The organism is Pseudoalteromonas sp. 1CM17D (genome assembly GCF_023161805.1).
Classification (GTDB): domain Bacteria; phylum Pseudomonadota; class Gammaproteobacteria; order Enterobacterales; family Alteromonadaceae; genus Pseudoalteromonas; species Pseudoalteromonas atlantica.
The window spans coordinates 18740-40779 of the sequence record NZ_JALNTP010000019.1; the positions used below are offsets into that span (position 1 = coordinate 18740).

At 41.2% G+C, this 22040-nt stretch carries 18 protein-coding genes; 3 read left to right on the forward strand and 15 right to left on the reverse strand.

Annotated elements, in window-relative coordinates; translation table 11 throughout:
- The first annotated feature begins 32 nt into the window (after positions 1 to 32).
- Positions 33 to 947 (forward strand): M14 family metallocarboxypeptidase, encoded by a 915-nt coding sequence (locus MSC25_RS19795; protein ID WP_248444407.1) that lies wholly within the window; start codon positions 33 to 35, stop codon positions 945 to 947.
- A 251-nt stretch (positions 948 to 1198) separates the two neighbouring features.
- Positions 1199 to 1609 carry a hypothetical protein gene (locus MSC25_RS19800; protein ID WP_064386531.1) on the forward strand — a complete coding sequence of 137 codons (411 nt, stop codon included), beginning with the start codon at positions 1199 to 1201 and terminating at the stop codon, positions 1607 to 1609.
- Between the two features lie 18 nt (positions 1610 to 1627).
- On the opposite strand, the gene ccoG is transcribed toward MSC25_RS19800, so the two are convergent.
- The 10 genes from ccoG to MSC25_RS19850 all read right to left on the reverse strand — a co-directional run bounded on the left by ccoG (position 1628) and on the right by MSC25_RS19850 (position 14770).
- On the reverse strand, positions 1628 to 3010 hold the full coding sequence (gene ccoG, locus MSC25_RS19805; protein ID WP_248444409.1) for a cytochrome c oxidase accessory protein CcoG: 1383 nt from the start codon (positions 3008 to 3010) through the stop codon (positions 1628 to 1630).
- 144 nt (positions 3011 to 3154) lie between these two features.
- Complete coding sequence (locus MSC25_RS19810; RefSeq protein WP_024032193.1) at positions 3155 to 4573, reverse strand: sigma 54-interacting transcriptional regulator; 1419 nt, start codon at positions 4571 to 4573, stop codon at positions 3155 to 3157.
- A 57-nt stretch (positions 4574 to 4630) separates the two neighbouring features.
- A complete protein-coding gene (locus MSC25_RS19815; protein WP_248444411.1) occupies positions 4631 to 5950 on the reverse strand; it encodes an AarF/ABC1/UbiB kinase family protein in 1320 nt (439 codons plus the stop codon).
- A gap of 115 nt (positions 5951 to 6065) precedes the next feature.
- On the reverse strand, positions 6066 to 6623 hold the full coding sequence (locus tag MSC25_RS19820) for a DUF1439 domain-containing protein (RefSeq protein WP_248444413.1): 558 nt from the start codon (positions 6621 to 6623) through the stop codon (positions 6066 to 6068).
- Between the two features lie 93 nt (positions 6624 to 6716).
- Positions 6717 to 9398, reverse strand: a complete 2682-nt coding sequence (locus tag MSC25_RS19825) for a DUF349 domain-containing protein (protein ID WP_248444414.1) — start codon at positions 9396 to 9398, stop codon at positions 6717 to 6719.
- Complete coding sequence (locus MSC25_RS19830; protein ID WP_004587239.1) at positions 9388 to 9669, reverse strand: DUF1315 family protein; 282 nt, start codon at positions 9667 to 9669, stop codon at positions 9388 to 9390. Before MSC25_RS19830 ends, MSC25_RS19825 begins: the two co-directional genes overlap by 11 nt.
- 1 nt (position 9670) lies before the next feature.
- On the reverse strand, positions 9671 to 9997 hold the full coding sequence (locus tag MSC25_RS19835) for a hypothetical protein (RefSeq protein WP_004587238.1): 327 nt from the start codon (positions 9995 to 9997) through the stop codon (positions 9671 to 9673).
- 59 nt (positions 9998 to 10056) lie between these two features.
- Positions 10057 to 11724: an AGCS family amino acid carrier protein gene (locus MSC25_RS19840; protein ID WP_004587237.1), complete on the reverse strand. Its 1668-nt coding sequence runs from the start codon at positions 11722 to 11724 to the stop codon at positions 10057 to 10059.
- Positions 11725 to 11882: 158 nt separating this feature from the next.
- Positions 11883 to 13010: a M14-type cytosolic carboxypeptidase gene (locus MSC25_RS19845; RefSeq protein ID WP_248444415.1), complete on the reverse strand. Its 1128-nt coding sequence runs from the start codon at positions 13008 to 13010 to the stop codon at positions 11883 to 11885.
- A gap of 317 nt (positions 13011 to 13327) precedes the next feature.
- Positions 13328 to 14770, reverse strand: coding sequence for a glyceraldehyde-3-phosphate dehydrogenase (locus MSC25_RS19850; RefSeq protein WP_248444416.1), 1443 nt, complete (start codon positions 14768 to 14770; stop codon positions 13328 to 13330).
- Between the two features lie 174 nt (positions 14771 to 14944).
- On the opposite strand from MSC25_RS19850, the gene MSC25_RS19855 reads away from it, so the two are divergent.
- Entirely contained in the window at positions 14945 to 15745 is an 801-nt protein-coding gene (locus MSC25_RS19855; RefSeq protein ID WP_004587234.1) for a DUF2989 domain-containing protein, read from the forward strand.
- 89 nt (positions 15746 to 15834) lie between these two features.
- Here the strand turns inward: MSC25_RS19855 and ihfA are convergent, their stop codons facing one another.
- The 5 genes from ihfA to MSC25_RS19880 all read right to left on the reverse strand — a co-directional run bounded on the left by ihfA (position 15835) and on the right by MSC25_RS19880 (position 21368).
- The gene (gene ihfA, locus MSC25_RS19860; RefSeq protein WP_002960690.1) at positions 15835 to 16134 is read right to left on the reverse strand and encodes an integration host factor subunit alpha; all 300 of its coding nucleotides are present in this window, start codon (positions 16132 to 16134) and stop codon (positions 15835 to 15837) included.
- A 2-nt stretch (positions 16135 to 16136) separates the two neighbouring features.
- Complete coding sequence (gene pheT / locus MSC25_RS19865; RefSeq protein ID WP_248444417.1) at positions 16137 to 18524, reverse strand: phenylalanine--tRNA ligase subunit beta; 2388 nt, start codon at positions 18522 to 18524, stop codon at positions 16137 to 16139.
- A gap of 15 nt (positions 18525 to 18539) precedes the next feature.
- On the reverse strand, positions 18540 to 19520 hold the full coding sequence (pheS, locus tag MSC25_RS19870; RefSeq protein WP_004587232.1) for a phenylalanine--tRNA ligase subunit alpha: 981 nt from the start codon (positions 19518 to 19520) through the stop codon (positions 18540 to 18542).
- Between the two features lie 82 nt (positions 19521 to 19602).
- Positions 19603 to 20313 carry a DnaA regulatory inactivator Hda gene (gene hda, locus MSC25_RS19875; RefSeq protein WP_004587231.1) on the reverse strand — a complete coding sequence of 237 codons (711 nt, stop codon included), beginning with the start codon at positions 20311 to 20313 and terminating at the stop codon, positions 19603 to 19605.
- Positions 20313 to 21368, reverse strand: coding sequence for a DUF2066 domain-containing protein (locus tag MSC25_RS19880; protein ID WP_024032198.1), 1056 nt, complete (start codon positions 21366 to 21368; stop codon positions 20313 to 20315). Before MSC25_RS19880 ends, hda begins: the two co-directional genes overlap by 1 nt.
- Between the last annotated feature and the right edge of the window lie 672 nt (positions 21369 to 22040).

Below are 22040 nucleotides of genomic sequence, written 5' to 3' on the forward strand. Positions count from 1 at the left end.
GCCTTTATAAAGCGACAAGTTAAAGGCACACAATGAGCGACACTTTATACCCAATTGGTACCCCTAATAAACCATGGAACGACAGTGATAAAGCAGCATGGTTACAACTTCAACAAAAAAAGCGCGATTATAACCAGCTCGTAGTAAGTAAAATTACCCAGCCTAATGAGTTCTTAGATGTAGAGCAGTACGGCGAATTAAATTATTCGCCGCTTAGCTTTGCACTTTATTTATTTAAAAGTAAAAATTGGCAAAGTGATCGCCCTACCGTGTTAATTACTGGGGGTGTGCACGGCTACGAAACAAGTGGCGTTATGGGTGCGCTGGCATTTGCTCAAAGCGCTGTTGCACCTTATACAACGCGTTTTAACTTTATTATTGCACCTTGTATTAGCCCGTGGGGTTTTGAAACCATAAATCGCTGGAACCCAGAAGCAATTGATCCAAATCGCTCTTTTTACGATAACAGCCCTGCCCAAGAATCTGCATCTATAATGAAATATGTAGCCTCGCTTAACACTGAGTTAGTTGCGCATATTGATCTGCACGAAACCACAGACACAGACAACAGTGAATTTAGACCCGCTTTGGCGGCGCGCGATGGTAAAATTAACACCAACTGGAACATACCAGATGGTTTTTATTTAGTGGCTGATAGCAAAAAACCAGCACCTGATTTTCAAAAAGCCATTTTAAATAGTGTTGAGAAGGTAACGCACATTGCCCCCAGTGACGAAAACAATCAATTAATTGGTGTACCACAGGAGCAATTTGGCGTTATAAATTACGCCGCTCGCGAATTGGGCTTATGCATGGGCTTTACTAATGCCCCTTATGTAACTACAACCGAAGTATACCCAGATAGCCCAAGTGCCTCAGATGAGCAGTGTACTCAAGCGCAAGTTGCTGTTATTACCGGCGCGTTAGATTATTTAAAGTCACTTTAGTGGCTTTTAATACCCATGTGCAATAATACTTAATCATTTTGCGGGGCTAAACGTGTCGCTACCTTCGTTACAAAATGCTCATTTACGACTGTATGGATGCAGAAGGTAGAGCAATGCAGGAGCAATTACCTAGAACAACTAAATAGCGGATTTTTTGCCAAGCTATCAACATGTTTTTCTAGCCTCAAGAAAGCTAACTTAATTAAGCAAATTGGTATAAGTTATAAACTAATTTAAATTAGGAACCTACGATGAAGTATAAAAATAAGCATGCCGAGGTAACTTTATCCGTTGAGGGCAATATAATTATTGCCCAATTTAGCGGAAATTTAGACCTAGAGCTATTGGCCAACTTTAAAACCGCCCTTTTTGATAAAGTGGCTGAATTTGAAGGTAAGCAATGGGGTTACATAAGCGACTCATCGTGTGTACTTGCAGCTACGCCCGATGCAGAGCAAGAAATGGTAGCCATAAGCACACATATGCAGCACACTAACTGCTTGATAAGTGCATTTGTCCTCACCTCCCCTATTGCTATAAGCCAAATGCAGCGAATAATGCAAAACGCTAAACGCGATGTAGATTTTAACCAATGTTTATTTGATAACCTAGATGCTGCAAAACGTTTTATTTCATCGCAATTAAATAATGGCGTGAGCTAACTTTAGCCCAAGCCATTGCTAGTTTTTATAAAACTGACTTGTTTTAGTAATCCCTATGTCAGGGTTTTCTACGGCGGTAATCACAAAGCTAACTGGGGTCACTTTTGTTGCTATGTCGTAGCCATCGGCGGTGACTGTCAGCGGAACTTTTTTCATCACTCCTGGCAATACCAAAATAGAGCTTGGCGCACTAAGTGTGGCCACAGGTAGGCCTTCAATGGCTACGCCGTAGTGCAATGGCTGCTGGGTTTTATTAATAATAGTGAGTGTGTATGGGTTTTCTACCAAGCCTTCATAATTTACACGGTATAAAGCGTTTCTGTCGCGCAGTACCGATGCCTCTATTGGCGTACGTTGTAATACCCACGCAACCATAGAAATAATTAATACCCCTGTTAATACACCATACCCCACTAATTTAAGCCTAAATGGATTGGTTTTTTTACCTTCTAGCTGTTTTTCGCTGGCGTATTTAATTAACCCTTTTTGATAGCCAAATTTATCCATAGTGTCGTCACAGGCATCAATACATAAGCCACAATTTATACACTCGTATTGCAAGCCGTTACGAATATCTATGCCCGCGGGGCATACCTCTACACATAAATTACAATCAACGCAGTCGCCTAAATTAAGGGCTTTAGGATCAGCTTTGCGTTTACGAGGGCCTCGGTTTTCGCCGCGCTTTGCATCGTAGCTCACTACCAATGTATCTTTATCAAACATCACCGATTGAAAGCGAGAATACGGACACGCCACGTTACACATTTTTTCGCGTAAAAAGCCGGCATTTCCATAAGTACAAAATGCAAATAAAAACACCCAAAAGCTGGTAATGCCCGACCACTGTAAGGTAAACATTTCAAGGTATAAACTTTTAGCGGGTATAAAATACGCCATAAACGACGTTGCAGTAAGCAGCGATATAACAAGCCACGCAGCATGTTTTGTTATTTTTTTACGCCACTTTAATGCACTCCATGGCGATTTATCTAACTTTATACGCTGATTACGAGTACCTTCTATACGTTGCTCAACCCAACTAAACATTAACATCCAGATTGTTTGGGGGCAGGTATAGCCACACCACACGCGGCCAAGCCAATTCGTGACAAAAAACAAAGCAAACGCGCCTACCATAAATAACAGCGCTAAAATCATAAAGTCTTGCGGCAGCAAGGTTAAACCAAAAATAGTAAACTTTTGCGTGGCTACATCAAGTAGTACGGCTTGCTCACCTTTGTATTGAATCCAAGGAATGGCAATAAACATAAGCATAAGTAACCAACCAAGGTTACGCCGTATTTGTTGGTAAAAGCCTTTTTGCTCACGAATATAAATAGGCCCTGGTGTGTTATAGGGCTTGATGATCATATCTTCTTCTTTAATATCAAACTTCATAGTAGCTACTTAATAGTGACGGTATTAATGCTGCTTTTGCAACTTTCAGACCAAGCTGAAACTTTAATTAAGTAATTGATATTAAATATATTTATAAATTAGCAATAAAATTCATTCGCGATATTTAACGAATACCGCGATATATCACGTATTTTTGCTTATTCCTAGTTTGCGCATTTTTGAGCGCAAAGTGCTCTCGGGCAAGCCTAATTTGCAAGCAGCGCCTTTATCGCCAGATATTTGCCACTGTGACAATTCAAGCACCGCAATAATGTGCTGTTTTTGCGCCTCTGCAAGCGTAAGTGATGTATTTACAGCTGTGCTTGCATCGCCATGCAATGGCTGACTCAGTTTAAGGACAGTATGTTTAGTTAAAATAGCTTCGCGCTCTAGTACGTTTTGTAACTCGCGAATATTACCAGGCCAATCATAAGCTTGTAGTTGGCTAATCGCTTTTTTACTCACCCCTTTTATTTGCTTTGCTAAGCGTTTATTTAGTTGAGTAATTAAATTGGTGCATAAATAAGGAATGTCTTCTTTGCGCTCTTTAAGCGCTGGCACTTTAATAGGAAACACATTAAGGCGGTAATATAAATCAATTCGAAAGGTGCCCTTTTGCACCATTTGCCATAAGTCGCGATTGGTTGCTGCCAATACTCTAATATTTACCTTAAGCGTAGTACTACCGCCAACCCGTTCAAACTCTTGCTCTTGTAATACCCGTAGCAATTTACTTTGCGCTTCTAATGGCAGCTCAGCAACTTCGTCTAAAAACAGTGTGCCTTTGTCGGCCAGTTCAAAGCGGCCTTTACGTCGCTCGTTTGCACCGGTAAACGCACCGCGCTCGTGGCCAAATAATTCAGACTCTAACAAGCTTGGCGTAAACGCTGCGCAGTTCACTTTTATAAAAGCTTGATTACTGCGTTTACTTAACCGGTGTAAGTTACGCGCCACCAGCTCTTTGCCTGTTCCATTTTCACCTAAAATTAATACTGTGCTGTCGGTTTCGCTAACGAGTTTAATTTGCGCCAACATAGCTTGAAAAACATGGCTTTGGCCAACTAAACCTGAGTCTTGCCAGTCTTCGTTAAGCTCTGCAATTAGGTAGTTATTTTCATCTTGCAGCTGCTCACTTAAATGCTTAACTTGCTCAAGCGCTTGCTTAAGTTCGTTTTGGGTTTGCTGCTGCGCCGATATATCGCGAAATACCGCGACCGCACCAATTAACTCACCTTGCCTGTAAACGGGGGTTGATGTGTATTCTACTGCAAACGAGGTGCCGTCTTTACGCCAAAATACTTCGTTTTTAACCTCGCGGCGTTTGCCATCAAACATGGTGCAATATATTTGGCATTCATCGGCTGGATAAGGAGAGCCGTCGGCGTGGCTGTGATGATGATACTGGTGTATTTTTTTGCCCAACAATTCTTGGGCTTTCCAGCCTGTCATACGTTCAGCGGCTGGATTAACAAACACCGCATTGCCCGATAAATCAAAGCCGTAAATGCCCTCTCCTACTGCATTAAGTAAAAGTTTGGGGTCATTTAAAAATTGTTTTATCATTGCATCATCCTCGCGAAATATCACGATTATTATGCCATAAAGTGACGCGCTAAACAGTTAAATAAAGTGGCCTTTAATATAAGGCTTAAATAAAGCGTTAATATCTATTTTTGCATTTAACTTTGCCGCAATTAAATAAAGCCCAGCTAGCTTACGATGTATAAACAACGCATCAACGGGCGGTGTATGCCATTGCTGCGACTGTGCGCTCAGCTCTAGCCCTGCATTTTTAATATTCGTTGCTAAGGGACTGTTTTTAAAATCAAACTCGCCAGTGGTTCTTAGCGGCTCACACGCCATTAAAAACAAATCAATAACATGGCTTTTGTAAGAATCTAGTAGGGTATCTTTAAAATAACCTATTTCTCGTGCTGCGCTTAACACGCCCGCCCTATTGTTTTCAGTGCCTGCAATAAATAGTGACAGGTAAGCCTTGCTCAATTTACTCGAGATCTCTCGGGTTGCCCCAAAGTCAAATAACACAATTTGCTTACTCTGGGTCTGATAATGAAAATTAGCAAAGTTAGGATCGGTTTGAATTAGCTTAAACTCAAACATTTCTTTAAAAAATAAATCTATGAGCCTAGCTGCAATGTTATTTTGCTCACCTTGAGGTAAATTACTAAGCGCTTCTATAGGCGTTGCTTGCACATACTCCATTGCCAAAATGCGTTTAGTGTTGTGAACGCCATATACTTTAGGCACTTTAAAATTAACGTGCTGGCTTAGCAACTCACCGTATCTTTTAAGGTAATGTGCCTCGCGTTCATAATCAGCCTCGGCAAGTAGCTGCGCTTTAGCCTCATTTATGAGTGGCTGTATATCAAGCTCTTTAGGGATTAACCGCGCAATGTTTAATAGTGCAATAACATTGTCTACATCGCTATGTACACTTTGCGCTATACCTGGGTATTGAATTTTTACCGCCAGCTTTTCACCATTTTCTTGATAAGCTAAGTGCACTTGGCCAATAGACGCCGCTGCAAATGGCCTAAGTTCAATATGCGAAAAACGATTAAGCCAGTCTTCACCCCATTCACTTTTAAGTACCTTAACTAATTGATTGTGCGGCATTGGGTTTGCATCAGCGCGAAGCAATGCGAGTAATTGAGTAAGTTCAGGACTTAATAGCTCGCCAGCATCCATAGACAGTAATTGCCCTAGTTTCATGGCAGCACCACGAAGATGTGCTAGCTGAACAGCTAGTTTTTCTATGTTTTTAGGTTGTAAGAGTAAAGCTTTATTATTCCAACCTTTACCCGAGAGCGCACTTTTAGTGCCATCTATAAGCATGTTGGTTGCAACACCACCGGCTAAGGAGCCAAGCTTTGCAAATCGAGAGAGTCTTGAGGTAGGTATGCTGCGTGAAGCTGCCATTATAAAAACCTAATTAGCCTGAGAAACAGGCTAATTAATACGTACATTTTACTGGGCTCGATCTAATTAACCAAACGTTTGGGTAATAAAACTATCGCAAGCAGTGTGCTGTACATTAAAGGCGCGGTACTAATTTAATTGCCCCTTCAACCACTTTCATATCAAGGGGTAATTTGCTTAGCAGCATCATTTTAGGGTCATTCATATTTAACGTATAAACAGGGTTGAGGGCTAAAAAAGCATTAATTACTTCCATCGCTTCATTATCAAGCGCCGCTAAATTACCTTTAAAGCCACCTGCATCCACACTCGAATCTAGTAGTTTAACATTGCGTAAAAACACGGCTTTTTTTTCACTGTCGTAAAACGGGCTACCTTCAATTTGCAGCTTTAAGCGTACTGGGTATTTTAGTGCAAATGCATTTATTTCTGCACTGGAGTCTGCACCAAGTACTACTACATCACGGTTATCTGGACCAATATTTACACTTAAATCGTTTACATCAAACTGCACTGGCAGCCCCATTAAGCTCACCTTTTCGCTTAACTTAGGCAACTGTTTACCTAGCACACTTTCTACTTCTGAGCTGGTAAATGAGTAAACAGACACGCCTTGTGTAGAATTACATGCGCTTAAAAATAGTGTGGTTAAAAACAGTAATAAAATTCTCATGCTAACCTTTATCCTCGTTGTAATTATAAAAAAGCCGCTTAAACAGCGGCTTTTATTATGCAATACCTGTATTTAATACAAGTTAATTACATATTATGCTGTAAAAATAGTTTTAATTTTAGCTAGTGTGTCAGGCTCAACTGAACCCTTACTGAGCGCTAATAGCTGCTTTAAATAATAGTTTAAATCAGCATGCTCACCACGGTGTTTATCATCAAGCATGGCGACTTGCTCTGCCATTCTAAGCGCTGCGTTTTGCGAGCTTACATTGGCAAGAATTTCCATTCTTGTAATAAGTTGTTCACTACTAAGCGATGTCGCTAACGGTGCTTGAAATTGGCTTGGCACTACATCGTTGTTTTCAAGTGCAGTGATCAGCGCTTCAAATTGCGCATGCTGCGCTTGGCTTGTAAGTAAAGCTAGCTTTTCGTCAATAGCACTTAATAATGCTGCCACTTTTGACGCAAGCGATTTATATTGTGCGTAGCCTTTTACTTTGGTTTCTAGGTCATGTAATTGGGCTTTTTGATTAACTTGCTCAAGGGCACTTTCTAGCTCAGCCAGTTCTATTGCAGCTTGTTTATCTGTTTCGTTTTGAGCCTGCTTTTGCTGCTCAAACTCACTGCTACGTTTGCTAAAGGTTTCATCGTTATACTGGCGAAACTTTTGCCACAGCGCATTTTCGGCTTTTAAACCTGCAAAACCTATACTTTGCCATTGCTGTTGTAATTGCTTTAACTCTTGGCATGCTGCAGCTAAATCTTCACTTTGCGAAAGCGCTGAGGCGCGCTCCACTAAGGCATTTTTTTGTGCTGCGTTACCTTTATGGTATGCATTTAATATAGCAAGTACGCTCTGTTGCTGTGTTTTAAAGCTTTCGTTTAATACGCGGTATGTTTTAGGGTCAACTTTACCCACGCTACGCCACGCTTTATTTAAACGGTTGTATTGGCTTTCAAACTGCTTCCAATCAAAGCTTTCAATAGCGGTGTCTTGCTCGCTTAGTGCTTGCATATCGTTTATCAGTACTTCACGCTGGGCTTTTGCAGCTTCGCGCGCCACTTCTTGCTCGGCAAAGTAACTACGACACGGTGCAAACAACAGCTCTATGTTGCTATCAAACTGCTCACCTTGTTGCTTTTCTTGCTCTGTATCTAAACGGCCAAGCTCGTTCCAACGCTTACGAAACGCTTTAACTTGCTCAGCACGCTGTTGTGGGTCGTCACACGGTTGGTCGACTAACCCTGCCACTTCTTCAAGTAAGGCTTCGCGTTTTGGCGCAGCTGCGTATTTTTGCCAATCTTTTGCTTCTGCAAGTTGTGCTTCTAAATCGGCTTTTAAGTTTACTAGTGGCTGCTGAAATTGCGGTGTTAACTTATCAAACAACTCTTCAAAGCCTTTAAATACACCAAAAGCAACATTAAAGCGGCCTTGCTCAATAAGGCGTTTTACATCGCGTGCTTTACGTTTGGCTGTGCTTTGGTTTTTTTCAAGCGGTTTTGTCAGCTCACTCATTTGCCCTAAAAACTGCTTTTTATGCGTATTTAATTGCGATTTAAAGTTTTGCTGCAATGCCCCATCAACCACATTTAAATGGCTACGAGTTTGTTTAAATGCGTTATTAAAACGAGTTAAAACATCATCGTAATCAGCTAGCTGCTGCGCAGGCTCAATTTCTTTAAGCTGTTCAAAAGCAATTTTATACTGTGCAATTGCGCTACTAAGCTCTGGTAGTTTAGCCACCTGATTGAATAGTTTTTCAAGCTTTGTAATAACTTGCTTAGTTTGTGCATTATCGCCGTGTTGGGCATCGGTTAACGTTTGCTTAGCTTGCGCTACTTTAGCCTCTAACCAATCTTGCTGAATTTGCTCTGGGGTTTCTAAGCCTAATTGCAACGCGTTTTCTATTTCTTCGCTCAATGCCTCAAGTGTTGCCAGAGCTAATAATTGGCGTTGTTGCTCGGCTAAACGCTGCTGTTGTTGCTCGTGCTGAGCTTTTAACGTAGCAATATGCGCATCGAGTTTATCAGTAATGCTGATGTATTTTTTATCTAGCTCTTTAACGTGCTCTTCGCTTAACCATTTAAGTTCAAGTGCTTGCCACTGCGCCATTAATTCGCCGGCTTGTGGGTTTACTATGGCGTAATCGTTTTTATCTCGCAGGGCATTTAGCTTTGCTAAAATAACGCGTGTTGCGCTCTCTACCTGAGCGGGCATTTCAATCGCTAAGCGTTCGTTTTCAATGTGTTGCTCAAGCTGCTGCTTAGCATCGCCTTTAGCGTGCTTTACTAATGGCTTAATAAGTTGATGCGTTATAACGAGCTCTACAAGTTGGCTTTGAAGCTCTTCGCTGCCCTCTTTAAACGCTTTTTCAATTAATTTAGGATTAGCTAAGCGCTTTAAAAGTTTAACGCGTACTTGTAGTTCTTTCTCTGCAAAGGCGAGTTTTTCTAGTGTTTTAACCGGTGCAAAACGGTCTATATACTCACTTTTAATTTGCGTGCTCAGTGCACTTTCGTTGTTTAACACTGCGTTTGAAATTTGTATTTCGGCTACATCTTTTAGCGCGTGATCTTGTTTATAGGCTTTCCACCACAGTGGTAAGTTATTTACTTTTTGTAATGCTTTGCGGCGTATTTCGGCTGAGTTATCTTCCAGCGCTAATGTGCTTAAAATTGATGCGTCGCGCTCTACATCAAGTTTTTCAATTGCGTCTAGACGAACTTGCTGCTTTGGGTGTTTCCACTTAGGTGTAAAAAGGTGTTTAAAGATCATGTTCACTAAACCTAGCTATTTCGTTTTCTGATTTAAATTCTTTTTGTAGTTGTGCTTTTGTCTTTTGGATCATTTCGCCATTAGCGCCAATGGTAAATTGCTCGTTTGATTGCGCTATTTTAGCTTGGTAAAGCATAACAAGTTGCACCGTTTGTTGCTTTTGCTCATCAGAGAGCGGCGTGCCATCGGGCCATTTACCGGTTGAAGCACCGTACTGTAAACGCTCAAATAATTCTGGGGTTATATTTTGTACAAGGTTGTCAATATTCATGTCATCTTTTCTTTTTTAGAGTCACTAAAATAACGCGGTTTACTAAGTACCAAATACAGCCGACACCAATCGCTACTGTATACGCGTACCATTGCAGGGTTTCTTTTGCGGGTTGTAAAAAGTATAAGCAAAAAAAGCCACCTAAAAATAGTATGAGCGCCAAGAAAGAATGGTTCATAAACATTTGCTGTTTTTTAATTCGCTGTTCGCGCTGAAGCTGTTGTACCTGCTCAGAGTTAAGCGCGCCAATGTTACTATTGCAATGCGGACACTGCTGATGTTTATCTGAAATTGATTTTGCACATTTGGGGCAATGAATAATCGCCATACTACTCTCCATACTACGCATAAAAAAAGCGCCTTGCGGCGCCTTTTATTGTACTTGTTTTATTGCTCGTTGTCTTTTTTGAATTTAACCCAGTAGTCATCTACGGATTGTTTCATTTCTTTGCGCAATAACATAATGCCAAATAAGTTAGGCAAGGTCATAACGACAATTGCAACGGCTGCTAATTTCCATACTAAAGTGGTATCGGCAAACGAAGCCCAAAAGAACGCAGCAACATAAAATACGCGATACGGCATAACTGAGCGATTACCAAGTAAATAAATCATGGCACGGTCACCGTAGTACGACCACGCAATGGCAGTAGAAAACGCGAATAACAATAAGCCTATCGATACTATGTATTGGCCGCTATCGCCAAAAAAGCCTCGGGTAAACGCTTTGGTTGTCAGCTCTGCTGAGTGCACTAACGATTTACCAATTAAACTAATGCTGTCGTCGGTTGGCATGCCGTTTTTAACTTCAACAATCCCTGTGTACTTATGTTTGTCGGTAATACCAAAACGTATGTCTTCACCAATTGAGCGTGAATGTAATACGGTAAAGCCATTACTTGTTGGCTCGCCATTAACTACATCAATGTTGCCGTTGAATAGCTCTACCTTGCTATCGTTACCGTTTAGGTAATTGTATAGCTCTTGGCGCTGCGCTTCGTTGGTTTCAGAGTAGTCACCTTTAATAATGCTCATTGACGATCGTTCAAAATGTGTTTCGAATTTTTCATTCCACACACCCGACGATAAAATAACTAAGCCTGTTAATGTACAAATAATAATGGTATCGATAAACGGCTCTAAAATTGACACCATGCCTTCAGACACGGGTTCATCCGCTTTTGCCGATGCGTGGGCAATGGGTGCAGAACCTTGACCGGCCTCATTTGAGAACAAGCCACGGTTAACACCTCTGTTAAATGCATACGCAAAAGAGGCACCTAAAAAGCCACCGGCTGCAGCAGAGCCTGTAAATGCATCAACAAATATTGACGCAAACGAAGGGCCGATGTTTTCAATGTTATAAAAAATAACACCTAACGCACCTATGATATAAATCACGGCCATAATGGGCACAACACGTGATGTAATAGCAGCAATACGACGAATACCACCTAAAATAACCAACGCAAGTAAAATAGATAACACCGCGCCGGTTGCCATAGGTGCAAAACCAAATGTGGCTTCCATACCCTGCGCTATGTTGTTAATTTGTGGCAAACTGCCCGTACCAAAAGAGCTAATTACAGTGGCAACAGCAAACAAAATAGCAAGCCACTTCATGTTTAGGCGTTTATCCATGTAATACATAGGGCCACCCGCCATGGTGCCATCTTGGGTTTTTTCGCGGTATTTATGCGAAAGCGTAACTTCTACAAATTTGGTGGTCATACCAAAAAATGCCGTCATCCACATCCAAAATAATGCCGCGGGGCCACCAATAGAAATAGCCAAGGCTACCCCACCAATGTTACCTGTACCTACCGTACCAGAGAGCGCAGTAGCCAGTGCTTGAAAATGTGTTGTGTCACCCTCGGTGCCTTTTTTATCAAATTTGCCTGTAACTACTTTACACGCATGTTTGAAATAACGAATTTGTGGGAACTTTAAATAAATAGTAAAAAATAGACCGACTCCTAGCAGCACGTAGGGAAACCAAACTGCGCCCCCTAACATGCCATCTAGGCTATCTAAAAGTTGTCCGAATGCATCCACGCTAAATACCTCTTATTATTTTATTTGAGACTGTTGATTGTTTATTACTTACTCAGAGCTAGGTAATACGATAACTAAGCTATTGCGCACTTTTATTATTTGTTAATTTTGTAATAAAAAAGGGCAACATTTTAATGTTGCCCTTACCTTATACTAATTTATCTTAATTTATCAACGACATTTACGATTGCCGCTAAAGTATCTTGACCAAATTGATACGAGCGTCGGTCTGACCAGCCGTAATCTGGGTCTGGTAAGTCGTTATTGTCTTTAAAAGGCATCTCAATTGTGTAAGTAAGTGCTTTAAATTCTTCTGCCGTTGCAGATGAGCCAACTGTTAAATTAGCTTTGCCCGGCTCGTCTTTATCGTAACCGTGCTCATCTTGAAACTCTGGCGTTATAGTAAGTAGCGCTGCTTTAAAGCTATCTTCTAAGTCTTTTAAGCGGTCATCGTAGCTTGGAATACCTTCACTGCCTGCCACAAAGTTATAAGGAATAGCTTCATCACCGTGTATATCTAAATGCATATCGAGGCCAGTTTCGCGCATTTTATTCAGGACTAAATACACTTCTGGGCTATTTTCCATGCTAGGCGTTTGCCATTCACGATTTAAGTTAACGCCTTTTGCGTTAGTACGAAGGTGACCACGTACGCTGCCATCTGGGTTCATGTTTGGTACTACATAAAATACAGCTTTTGATAAAAGAGCAGCGGCATGCGGGTCTTCATCATCTAGTAGTTTGTGTAATAGCCCTTCTACAAACCATTCTGCCATAGTTTCGCCTGGGTGTTGGCGCGCGGTGATCCAGATTGTTTTTTTATCTTCACTAGGCTGACCAATTTTAAGCACGCTCATATCACGGCCATCAAGTGTTTCACCTAATGTTTGTAATTGGCAAAGCTCTTCGCTTTGCGCCCAAGCTAATAAATCTAAATGACGGTCGTAGCTATATGGCGCAAAGTAAGCAAAATATACACTGGGGCATTCAGGCTCTAGTTCAAAGGTAAGCTTGCCATTTTCGTAATTTGAAGGCACACGGAACCATGTTTGACGGTCGTATGAGGCAACAGCTTGGTAGCCTTCCCATCCATCTGGGTAGGCAGAGTTTTCTAAATTATTAATGTTTAACTTATGCAGTTGATAAGGCGTTGTTTCTAGGCGAAAGTGAAACCACTGGTAAAATTCAGACTGGTGATCGTTGTTTATCTCTAATTGAATATTTAACGGATCGTTGGCTTCGATAACCTTTATGTTACCACTATCAAAATTGCTGCTGATTTTCATGAAAAAACCTTAAGGTAGAATAAGTTTATCTGCTTTGTTAGGCACGTTGATATTTTGGATTAAATTGACTCTATTTTTGGGTCACTAAATTACAAAAAAGAGCGGCCTAAAAGTGCAGAACTGACACTATTTAAAACCTGTACTGTGGATGATTAAGCTATCCCAAGCAGATTGCAGGTTAAATAGTAAAATGCATTATTGAATGAAATCAAATAAGCATTTCAATAATTAAAGCCTACCACACAGGGTACACTTTAAAAATATAACGCGACTAAAAAAGCCAGCAAAAAAGCTGGCTTAGTATAATTGCGTTTAAATTAGCGAGGTAAGCTTGGGAAAGCAACTTCAGCCATATCACGCATACAACGAACTACTTGGCAGCTGTAGCCAAATTCATTGTCGTACCATACGTATAAAACAACGCGGTTACCTTCAACAATTGTTGCTTGCGAGTCTACAACACCTGCGTAGCGGCTACCGACTAAATCGGTAGATACGATTTCGGTTGATGCGGTGTAATCAATTTGGTCACGCAGTTCTGAATGCAGTGCTGTTTCGCGTAAAAACGCATTTAGCTCTTCAACAGAGGTGCTGCTATTAAGGTTTAAGTTTAATATAGCAAGCGACACATTAGGTGTAGGCACACGAATCGCATTACCTGTTAGCTTACCTTCAAGCTCAGGAAGCGCTTTAGATACCGCTTTAGCTGCGCCTGTTTCGGTAATTACCATATTAAGTGCAGCAGCACGTCCACGACGCTCTGCTTTGTGGTAGTTATCAATAAGGTTTTGATCGTTTGTGTATGAGTGTACGGTTTCTACGTGGCCGTTATTAATACCAAACTTATCGTTTAATGCTTTAAGGGTTGGCGTAATCGCATTGGTGGTACAGCTTGCTGCACACACGATTTTATCTTCAGGCTTAATGTCTTGGTTATTTACACCATAAACAATGTTTTTAATGTTGCCTTTAGCCGGTGCTGTTAATAGTACTTTTGCAGCCCCTTTAGACTCTAAGTGCTGACCAAGGCCTGCTTCGTCTTTCCAAATACCAGTGTTATCAACTACGAGTGCATTTTCGATACCGTAAGCGGTGTAATCAACTTCACTTGGCGAGTTAGCATAAATCACTTGGATGTAGCTGCCATTCGCTTTAATTGCATTACGCTGCGTGTCAATTGTGATTGAGCCATTAAATGGACCATGAATTGAATCGCGACGCAGTAAGCTTGCACGTTTCTCAAGGTCGCCTTCTTTACCGCCACGTACCACAATTGCGCGTAAACGTAAGTCGGCATAAGGGCCTGATTTTTCGATTAGTAAACGTGCTAACAAACGCCCTATACGACCAAAGCCATACAATACAACATCACGCGGCTCTTTGGCTGGTGAGTCTGCAATTTCGGCTAATTCGCCTTTAACAAATTCATCAACTGTGCGGCCATTAGCAGCATCGCTGTACAAATAGCTATAAGCAAGTTTACCAATATCAATACGTGCTGAGTTTAGCTCCATTTTACTAATGGCTTCTAAAAACGGAAAGCTTTCGCGTAAACGTAATTTAGTGCCTTCAAATTGCGCTACAGTTTTGTGTGATTTGATAATATCGATAGTACTGGCATTAACGAGAGGACGGCCATATACAGCGATTTCTATGCCACGGTTACGATAAAGCTTACCAATGATAGGTTGCATGCTTTCAGCGTAATCTTGGCGTTCTTGCCAACTATTTGTATATTCTAATTCGTGAGATGAGGTCATTTTATTTACCTAATTTAATCATTTTGAACGGATAGCCTTTAAAAATGCATTAGATTTTGAGAGTAATGCACTTCAGGCAGGGCTATTCTAAGTTAATCTAAAGTTATTCTCTACTGTTAGCGCACAAATGATTGCGCTAGAATAGTAATGTATATATTCATTTGAGGTTAAGGGATGGTTTTAAGAGCAAGCGCAATACTAACAATGCTAGCGTTAACAGGATGCGAAGAACCACTGACTCTCGCTCAGGTATGTAAAGAAACACCTGGCTTTTGTAGTGATTTAAATAAAGATAGCCATTGTAAAAATGAGCGCTCAGAGGTTATTTTAAAACGCTATATAGAATATAAAAAACCCACAGATGAAAACAAATACCAATTGCTTAAGGGATTTGAGTCGTATAATCAATGTATTACTTTAGCCGCAAAAATAGAACATATTAAACTAAAGTCTAAAACAACATCGCGTATTGAAGGTCAGCTTACTAGCATTAAAGAGATGACCCGACTTTATCAAGACACAAAAAACACTAACCACCCAGGTTTGCTTTACTATCATTGGTCACGTAACAATGAGCAAAGTGCGCTGACTCGTTTACTTGCAATGGAAAATGATGAAAGCGTAACCAATAGTGCAGAAATGCAGTTTTATCTAGCCTCTTATTACATTAAGTTTGACGATGAAAAAACAATTGATTTGCTATATAAAACGCTTGAGCTAAATAAACAAGGTCAACAGCCAAACCCTGAAGTGTATACCTCGTTAATCAGCTTGTTTTATAAACATGATAAATATAAGCACGCTTACATTTTTTCGAAAGTGGCGCAAAGCGCTGGCATTGAGAATATAGATTTACTACCCATTGAGCACCAACTGATGAGCGATGGTAAAAATTTAGATGCGCTCGATGCCCTTGCTCAACAAACGTATGAACAAATACAAAACGGTGAGTTTGTATCGCCGCGAGAATTTTAGGTAAGCAAAACCCCTGGCATTTAATGTGTTTTAAAACATGATGCCAGATGGTTTTCTTAAATAAAAAAGGCAGCTTACGCTGCCCTTTTTTATTTTGCTTTGCTTGTGCCCACTTCTACACGGGTTTTAAGCTTTTGACCTGGTCTAAAGGTCACCACGCGGCGCGCCGAAATAGGAATGTCTTCTCCTGTTTTCGGGTTACGGCCTGGTCTTTCTTTTTTATCACGAAGATCAAAGTTACCAAATCCAGAGAGCTTAACCTGCTCGCCTTTTTCAAGCGCTGAGCGGATTTCTTCAAAAAACGCTTCAACTAAATCTTTGGCATCTTTTTTATTGATCCCGAGCTTTTCAAATAGGTGTTCAGCTATGTCGGCTTTAGTAAGCGCCATATCTAGTCCCTCAACGATGCATTAAACTTTTCGGCCAATGTGGCCACCACGTTATCAACTACCAGATTGATATCTTTCTCTTCGAGTGTTCTATCAACCGCCTGCAGTGTTAGAGCAATCGCCAAACTCTTATAATTTGGCTCAATACCTTTGCCCTTATACACATCGAATAAGTTTAGGTCAACCAATTGATTTCCGCCAACTTTTTCTATTGTGCTTAAAATATCACCTGAATTAACGCTGTCAGCCACTAAAATCGCGATGTCGCGGCGATTTGAAGGGAATTTTGAAACCCCTACAGCTTGCGGTAAATTTCTTTTTTCTATTGCAGACATTTCTATTTCAAATACAAAAGTTGCGTTATTGATATCTAACGATTTTTGCACTTGAGGATGAAGAGCACCAAAAAATCCTACCTTTTTACCTTCAACATAAATAACTGCTGATTGGCCTGGGTGTAAACCGTCTGACTGCTCTGCTTTAATTTCAAAACGGCTTGTATCGTTGGTGATTGCTAATAAGGCTTCAACATCACCTTTTAGGTCGTAAAAATCAACGTTGCGTTTTTGCTCAACCCAATGCTCGCCGTGTGCAAGGCCAGTGATCACACCGCCAATGACAGGGACTTGCTGCAGGCCATTTTCTGCACTGTCGTCGCTGATAAATTTAAGACCATGCTCAAATAAACGAATACGTGGTTGTTGACGGTTTTGATTATACGCAACCGATGCTAAAAGCCCTGGCATTAAGCTTACACGCATAGCCGACATTTCAATTGAAATTGGGTGCGGCAGTATAAGCGGATTACTTTGTGGGTGTATAATAGCTTGTGCTTTAGGGTCTACAAAGCTGTACGTAATTGCTTCTTGGTAGCCACGTGTCACTAACGTATTACGAAACTTACTTAACGCAATTGTTGACTCGTCATGTGTAGTCATTTTTAATTTTGCGGTTGGCGCAACATTTGGAATACTGTTGTAACCATAAACACGAGCAACTTCTTCAATTAAGTCTTCTTCAATACGAATATCGAAGCGGTAGCTTGGAATATCAGCGCTCCAGCTGTCGTTTTCAAACTTAACGTCTAACCCTAAACGAGTCAGAATATCAGTCACTTTCGCATCGTCAATATGATGACCAATTACACGGTCTAAACGCGCACGACGTAGGCGTACTTCTGTCACTTTTGGCAGTTTATCAGCAGCCACAGCTTCTACAACAGGGCCTGCTTCACCGCCAACAATATCAAGTAATAAAGCGGTTGCGCGCTCCATTGCATCGTGTTGCAGGGTAAAATCTACGCCACGCTCATAGCGGTGTGATGCATCGGTATGTAAGCCGTAACTACGGGCTTGACCTGCAATTGCGACTGGGTTAAAAAACGCGCTTTCTAATAAAATATCAGACGTTTTTTCTGTTACACCTGATTGCTCGCCGCCAAAAATACCGGCAATCGCAAGGGCTTTATTATGATCGGCTATCACAAGTGTTGATTCGTTCAGTTTTGCAGTATTACCATCAAGCAATACTAACTCTTCGCCTGCATTGGCACTGCGAACCTTAATGCCGCCTTCAATTGCATTTAAATCAAATGCATGCATTGGGTGGCCAAGTTCTAGTAATACATAGTTAGTAACATCAACAACAGGGTCAATTGAGCGAATACCACTACGGCGAAGCTTTTCAACCATCCAAAGCGGTGTTTCTGCATCAAGGCTAATGCCTTTGATTACACGGCCTAAGTAACGCGGACACGCATCAGCATTAACAAGCTCGATAGATACTTCATCGTCAATAGTGCCGCTAACTGCTGGAATTTGTAGCTCGTTTACATCAACGCTGTTTAATACACCTACTTCGCGTGCAAGGCCTTTTATACCCAAGCAATCACCACGGTTTGGCGTTAAGTCCACATCAATTATGTTGTCATCAAGGCCTAAGTATTCGCGCAGGTCTTTACCAATTGGCGCATCGCTTGGCAATTCCATGATGCCGTCGCCTTCTTCGCTAATACCTAGCTCAACAAAAGCACACAGCATACCGTGTGATGGCTGACCGCGTAATTTGGCTTTTTTAATTTTAAAGTCGCCCGGTAAAACAGCGCCCACTGTTGCAACAGCTACTTTAATGCCTTGGCGACAATTTGGCGCACCACACACAATATCAAGTAGCTCATCGCCACCTACATTGATTTTAGTAACGCGAAGTTTATCTGCATCTGGGTGCTGTGCGCACTCAACCACTTCACCAACCACTACGCCGTTAAAATCCGCTGCCGCGCTCTCAACTGCATCAACCTCAAGGCCAGCCATAGAAAGCTGTTCCGAAAGAGCTTGCGTATCAATAGCAGGATTTACCCACTCTCTTAACCACTTTTCACTAAATTTCATTTTATATTTTCACTCTTAACGGAACTGGTTTAGGAATTTTAAGTCATTTTCAAAAAATGCACGTAAGTCGTTTACGCCATAGCGCAGCATGGTTAAGCGCTCTACGCCCATACCAAAAGCAAAACCAGTGTATTTTTCTGGGTCAATACCTACTGACTTAAGTACGTTAGGGTGAACCATGCCACAACCTAATACTTCAAGCCATTTACCGTCTTTACCCATAACATCTACTTCAGCTGAAGGCTCTGTAAATGGGAAGAATGAAGGGCGGAAACGAATTTCCATGTCTTCTTCAAAAAAGTTACGTAAGAAGTCGTGTAAAATACCCTTAAGCTCTGTGAAGCTTACATCAGTATCAACCATTAAACCTTCTACCTGATGAAACATTGGAGTATGCGTTTGGTCGTAGTCGTTACGATATACTCGACCTGGCGAAATAATTCGCAGTGGCGGTTGCTCTGTTTCCATAGTACGAATTTGCACACCACTTGTTTGGGTGCGCAGTACTAACTTAGGATTAAAATAAAAGGTATCGTGATCAGCACGCGCTGGGTGATGCTCAGGAATATTTAGCGCATCAAAGTTATGAAAATCATCTTCTACTTCTGGGCCTGATTTAACTTCAAAACCTAGCTCGCCAAAAAAGCTTTCTATACGCTCGATTGTGCGTGTTACCGGATGAAGGCCACCCGTAGGCATTACGCGCCCTGGTAAAGTTACATCAATTGTTTCAGCTGCTAGCTTTTCTTCAAGCGCTTTACTTGCTAAAAGCTCACGCTTTTCGTTAATGGCAGCTTGTACATCTTGCTTAGCTTGGTTAATTACTTGGCCTGCTTCTTTGCGTTCTTCAGGAGCAATTTTACCCAGTGTTTTAAGTAAGCTTGTGATTTCGCCTTTTTTACCAAGGTAATTAACCCTGATCTCTTCTAGTTGCGCGATTTCACTGGCACTGGCAACTGCCTCAAGTGCTTGCGCTAAAATATTTTCTAAGTTCATTCGATACCTGATCTTTCACAGAAGGTGATTACAATTTTGTTGACTAATGATAACTGAAAGCAGGGTCTAGATTCTAGACCTACTACAGCTTTAACGTTGATTTTATGAAGGGAATTGTTAATTTTCGTTGAGCGGCCATTGATGCGTGATCTAATTTGTCTAATACGTCTAATAAAGCACGCATATCACGACTCAAGCGAGTCAATAAAAAGCGCGCGCATTCATCGCTTAGTTCAAGCCCACGCATATGCGCTCGCTTAACCAGTGCTTGTGCTTTATCATCATCACTCATTGATCGAATTTGAAAGGTGGTCCCCCACTTTAGCCGAGACTCTAAGTCGGGCAAGGTGATATTAAGCATGTCAGGGAGCAAATCGGCCGTAACCACTAACATTTTTCCGGGCTCGTTAAAGCGATTAAAAAAGTTAAAAAGGGCTTTTTCCCATGCGTCATTGCCAGCGACTAAGTGCACATCATCAATACATAATACGTCAAGTGCTTCTAAACCATCTAACACCATAGGGCCAAAGTCGATAACTTCACGCATAGACAACAGCATGTTTGACAAACCACGCTCTTGGGCTTGTATGCAGGTTGCGTACAATAAGTGGGATTTACCAGAATCGCCTAAGCCGCACAAATAAGTGTACTGAAATTTGTTGGCAAGCTTTGAAAAGCTCGCTTTAAGGTGGTTTACCTCTAAAGAGTCTTCCCCACCAAAATAAGAAGCAAATGTTTCATCGTCAGGCAAGGTGACTGGAAGTGCCATTTGCATAGGCTCAGCACTTAGCATTACTCACCGACCCACTGATACTCAAGACTGTTTTTATCTACAACATGGTAAAATGCGCGAGGGTCAACATAATCTCTAAAGGCACTATCAAGGCCAAGGCCTTTTTTAAGATCGCCCACACTGCCGGTGTGGTTAAGCTTAAACTCAACAAATTCTGGGGTTTTGCGCATTATTGTTGCTTGCGTCACTACACTCAAACTTTGTAGACGACGCTTTGCAAGTTCAATATCGACAAAGCTTTGAGTGCCTTTTAAGGTGAGCGTAGCCGCAGCCTGTTCATAATACGCGTTAGGGTCGATAGCGTATTCATTGGCTAATCCCAACGCTAAGCTGTCTATCATCTGGCCTACTATTTGTTGTTTATCACCTTCAAGACGGTTTGAATCAAATAAATCGTCATTAGTAAAACGCCAGTCTAAAATCCAGGTTTCGCTGTCGGGCTCTTGATACATTCTTGCTGTAATGCTTCGCTCTGCACTATAACGGCGCGACGCCTCTTCAACAGGCTCTGAAAAATTACCCCATACTTCAGGAATGCCAACCAAACGTCTGTCTTGTAAATCTAATAGTGGCACTACAACGGGTAAACCACGTCGACCCGCTTTGTCATATATAAGCTGCTCTAACTGAGGATAGCTTTCTTGTGTAACAAGCTCTCTACGCCAGTTATCTTCAATACCTAACCAAATAGCAACTAATGGGCGCTGGACGCCCCAAAGAGGTAAATTTAATTCTTTAATTAATTCATTTATTTTACGCGCTTCAAATTTTACAACTAGATTAAGCTGTCCATTTGCTTTTTCGTCGTATTCAAACTTGAGCATGTAATCTGAAATGTTTTTGGTGCGTTGTTGAGCAAGCTTATTTTGATCAGCAGATTCATCCCCGCTTACCTTTACTAAAACATTGAGTAATGCTTTGCGGCTAGCGGCTAAACGCGTGTCTCGACTTTTATCATCGACTTTTAATATATCTTGATACAGATCAGTTACTTCAACTGCCGATACAGAGAAACAAAATATAAATGATATGGCACTAATTAATAATCTATACACTGGCTATTAGTTCTTGGTTTTAAACTATTTTGATCCTAAATCAAAGCCAGTAACAAAGCAAAATTATATTTGTAATCTAGCTATGTTGAATAAATATTGTTTATCTTAAAGCTTAAAACAGAAACAAATAGCTACTTAGCTATATGTTAAATGGGTTGTGATTGGTGGGGCGAATAAACAGCACGCCCTCAATAAACTTTAAAATAAATATTATGGTTATGTAGTGTGCTTAATCCGCGGGTTTCGTGATAGTCAGCCCACGCTACGGAGTTGGTGGAGGCTTTATCAATAATGTTTGGTAATGCAACTCGTGAGATAAGAACACTATAATTATAATCGATGGTTTTAGCGTCGGGTGTCGCTTCGCTCGCCCGACCTACGTGGTAGATTTAGAAGAGAATGCATTACGTGTACGGACTAAGGTACGCATATATAAAAACACTATATTTACCATACAAAGGTGTGTAGCGAGCCTTATCCGCGGGTTTCGTGATACTCAACCCACGCTACGGAAGTGGTGCTATTACATAAAGGCCTGTATTTCACTTTCCTGCAGACGTAAAAAAGCCCGGCTCTTTCGAGTCGGGCTTTCTTCTATTTGGAGCCTGGCAATGTCCTACTTTCACATAGCAAATGCTACACTATCATCGGCGCTGTTTCGTTTCACTACTG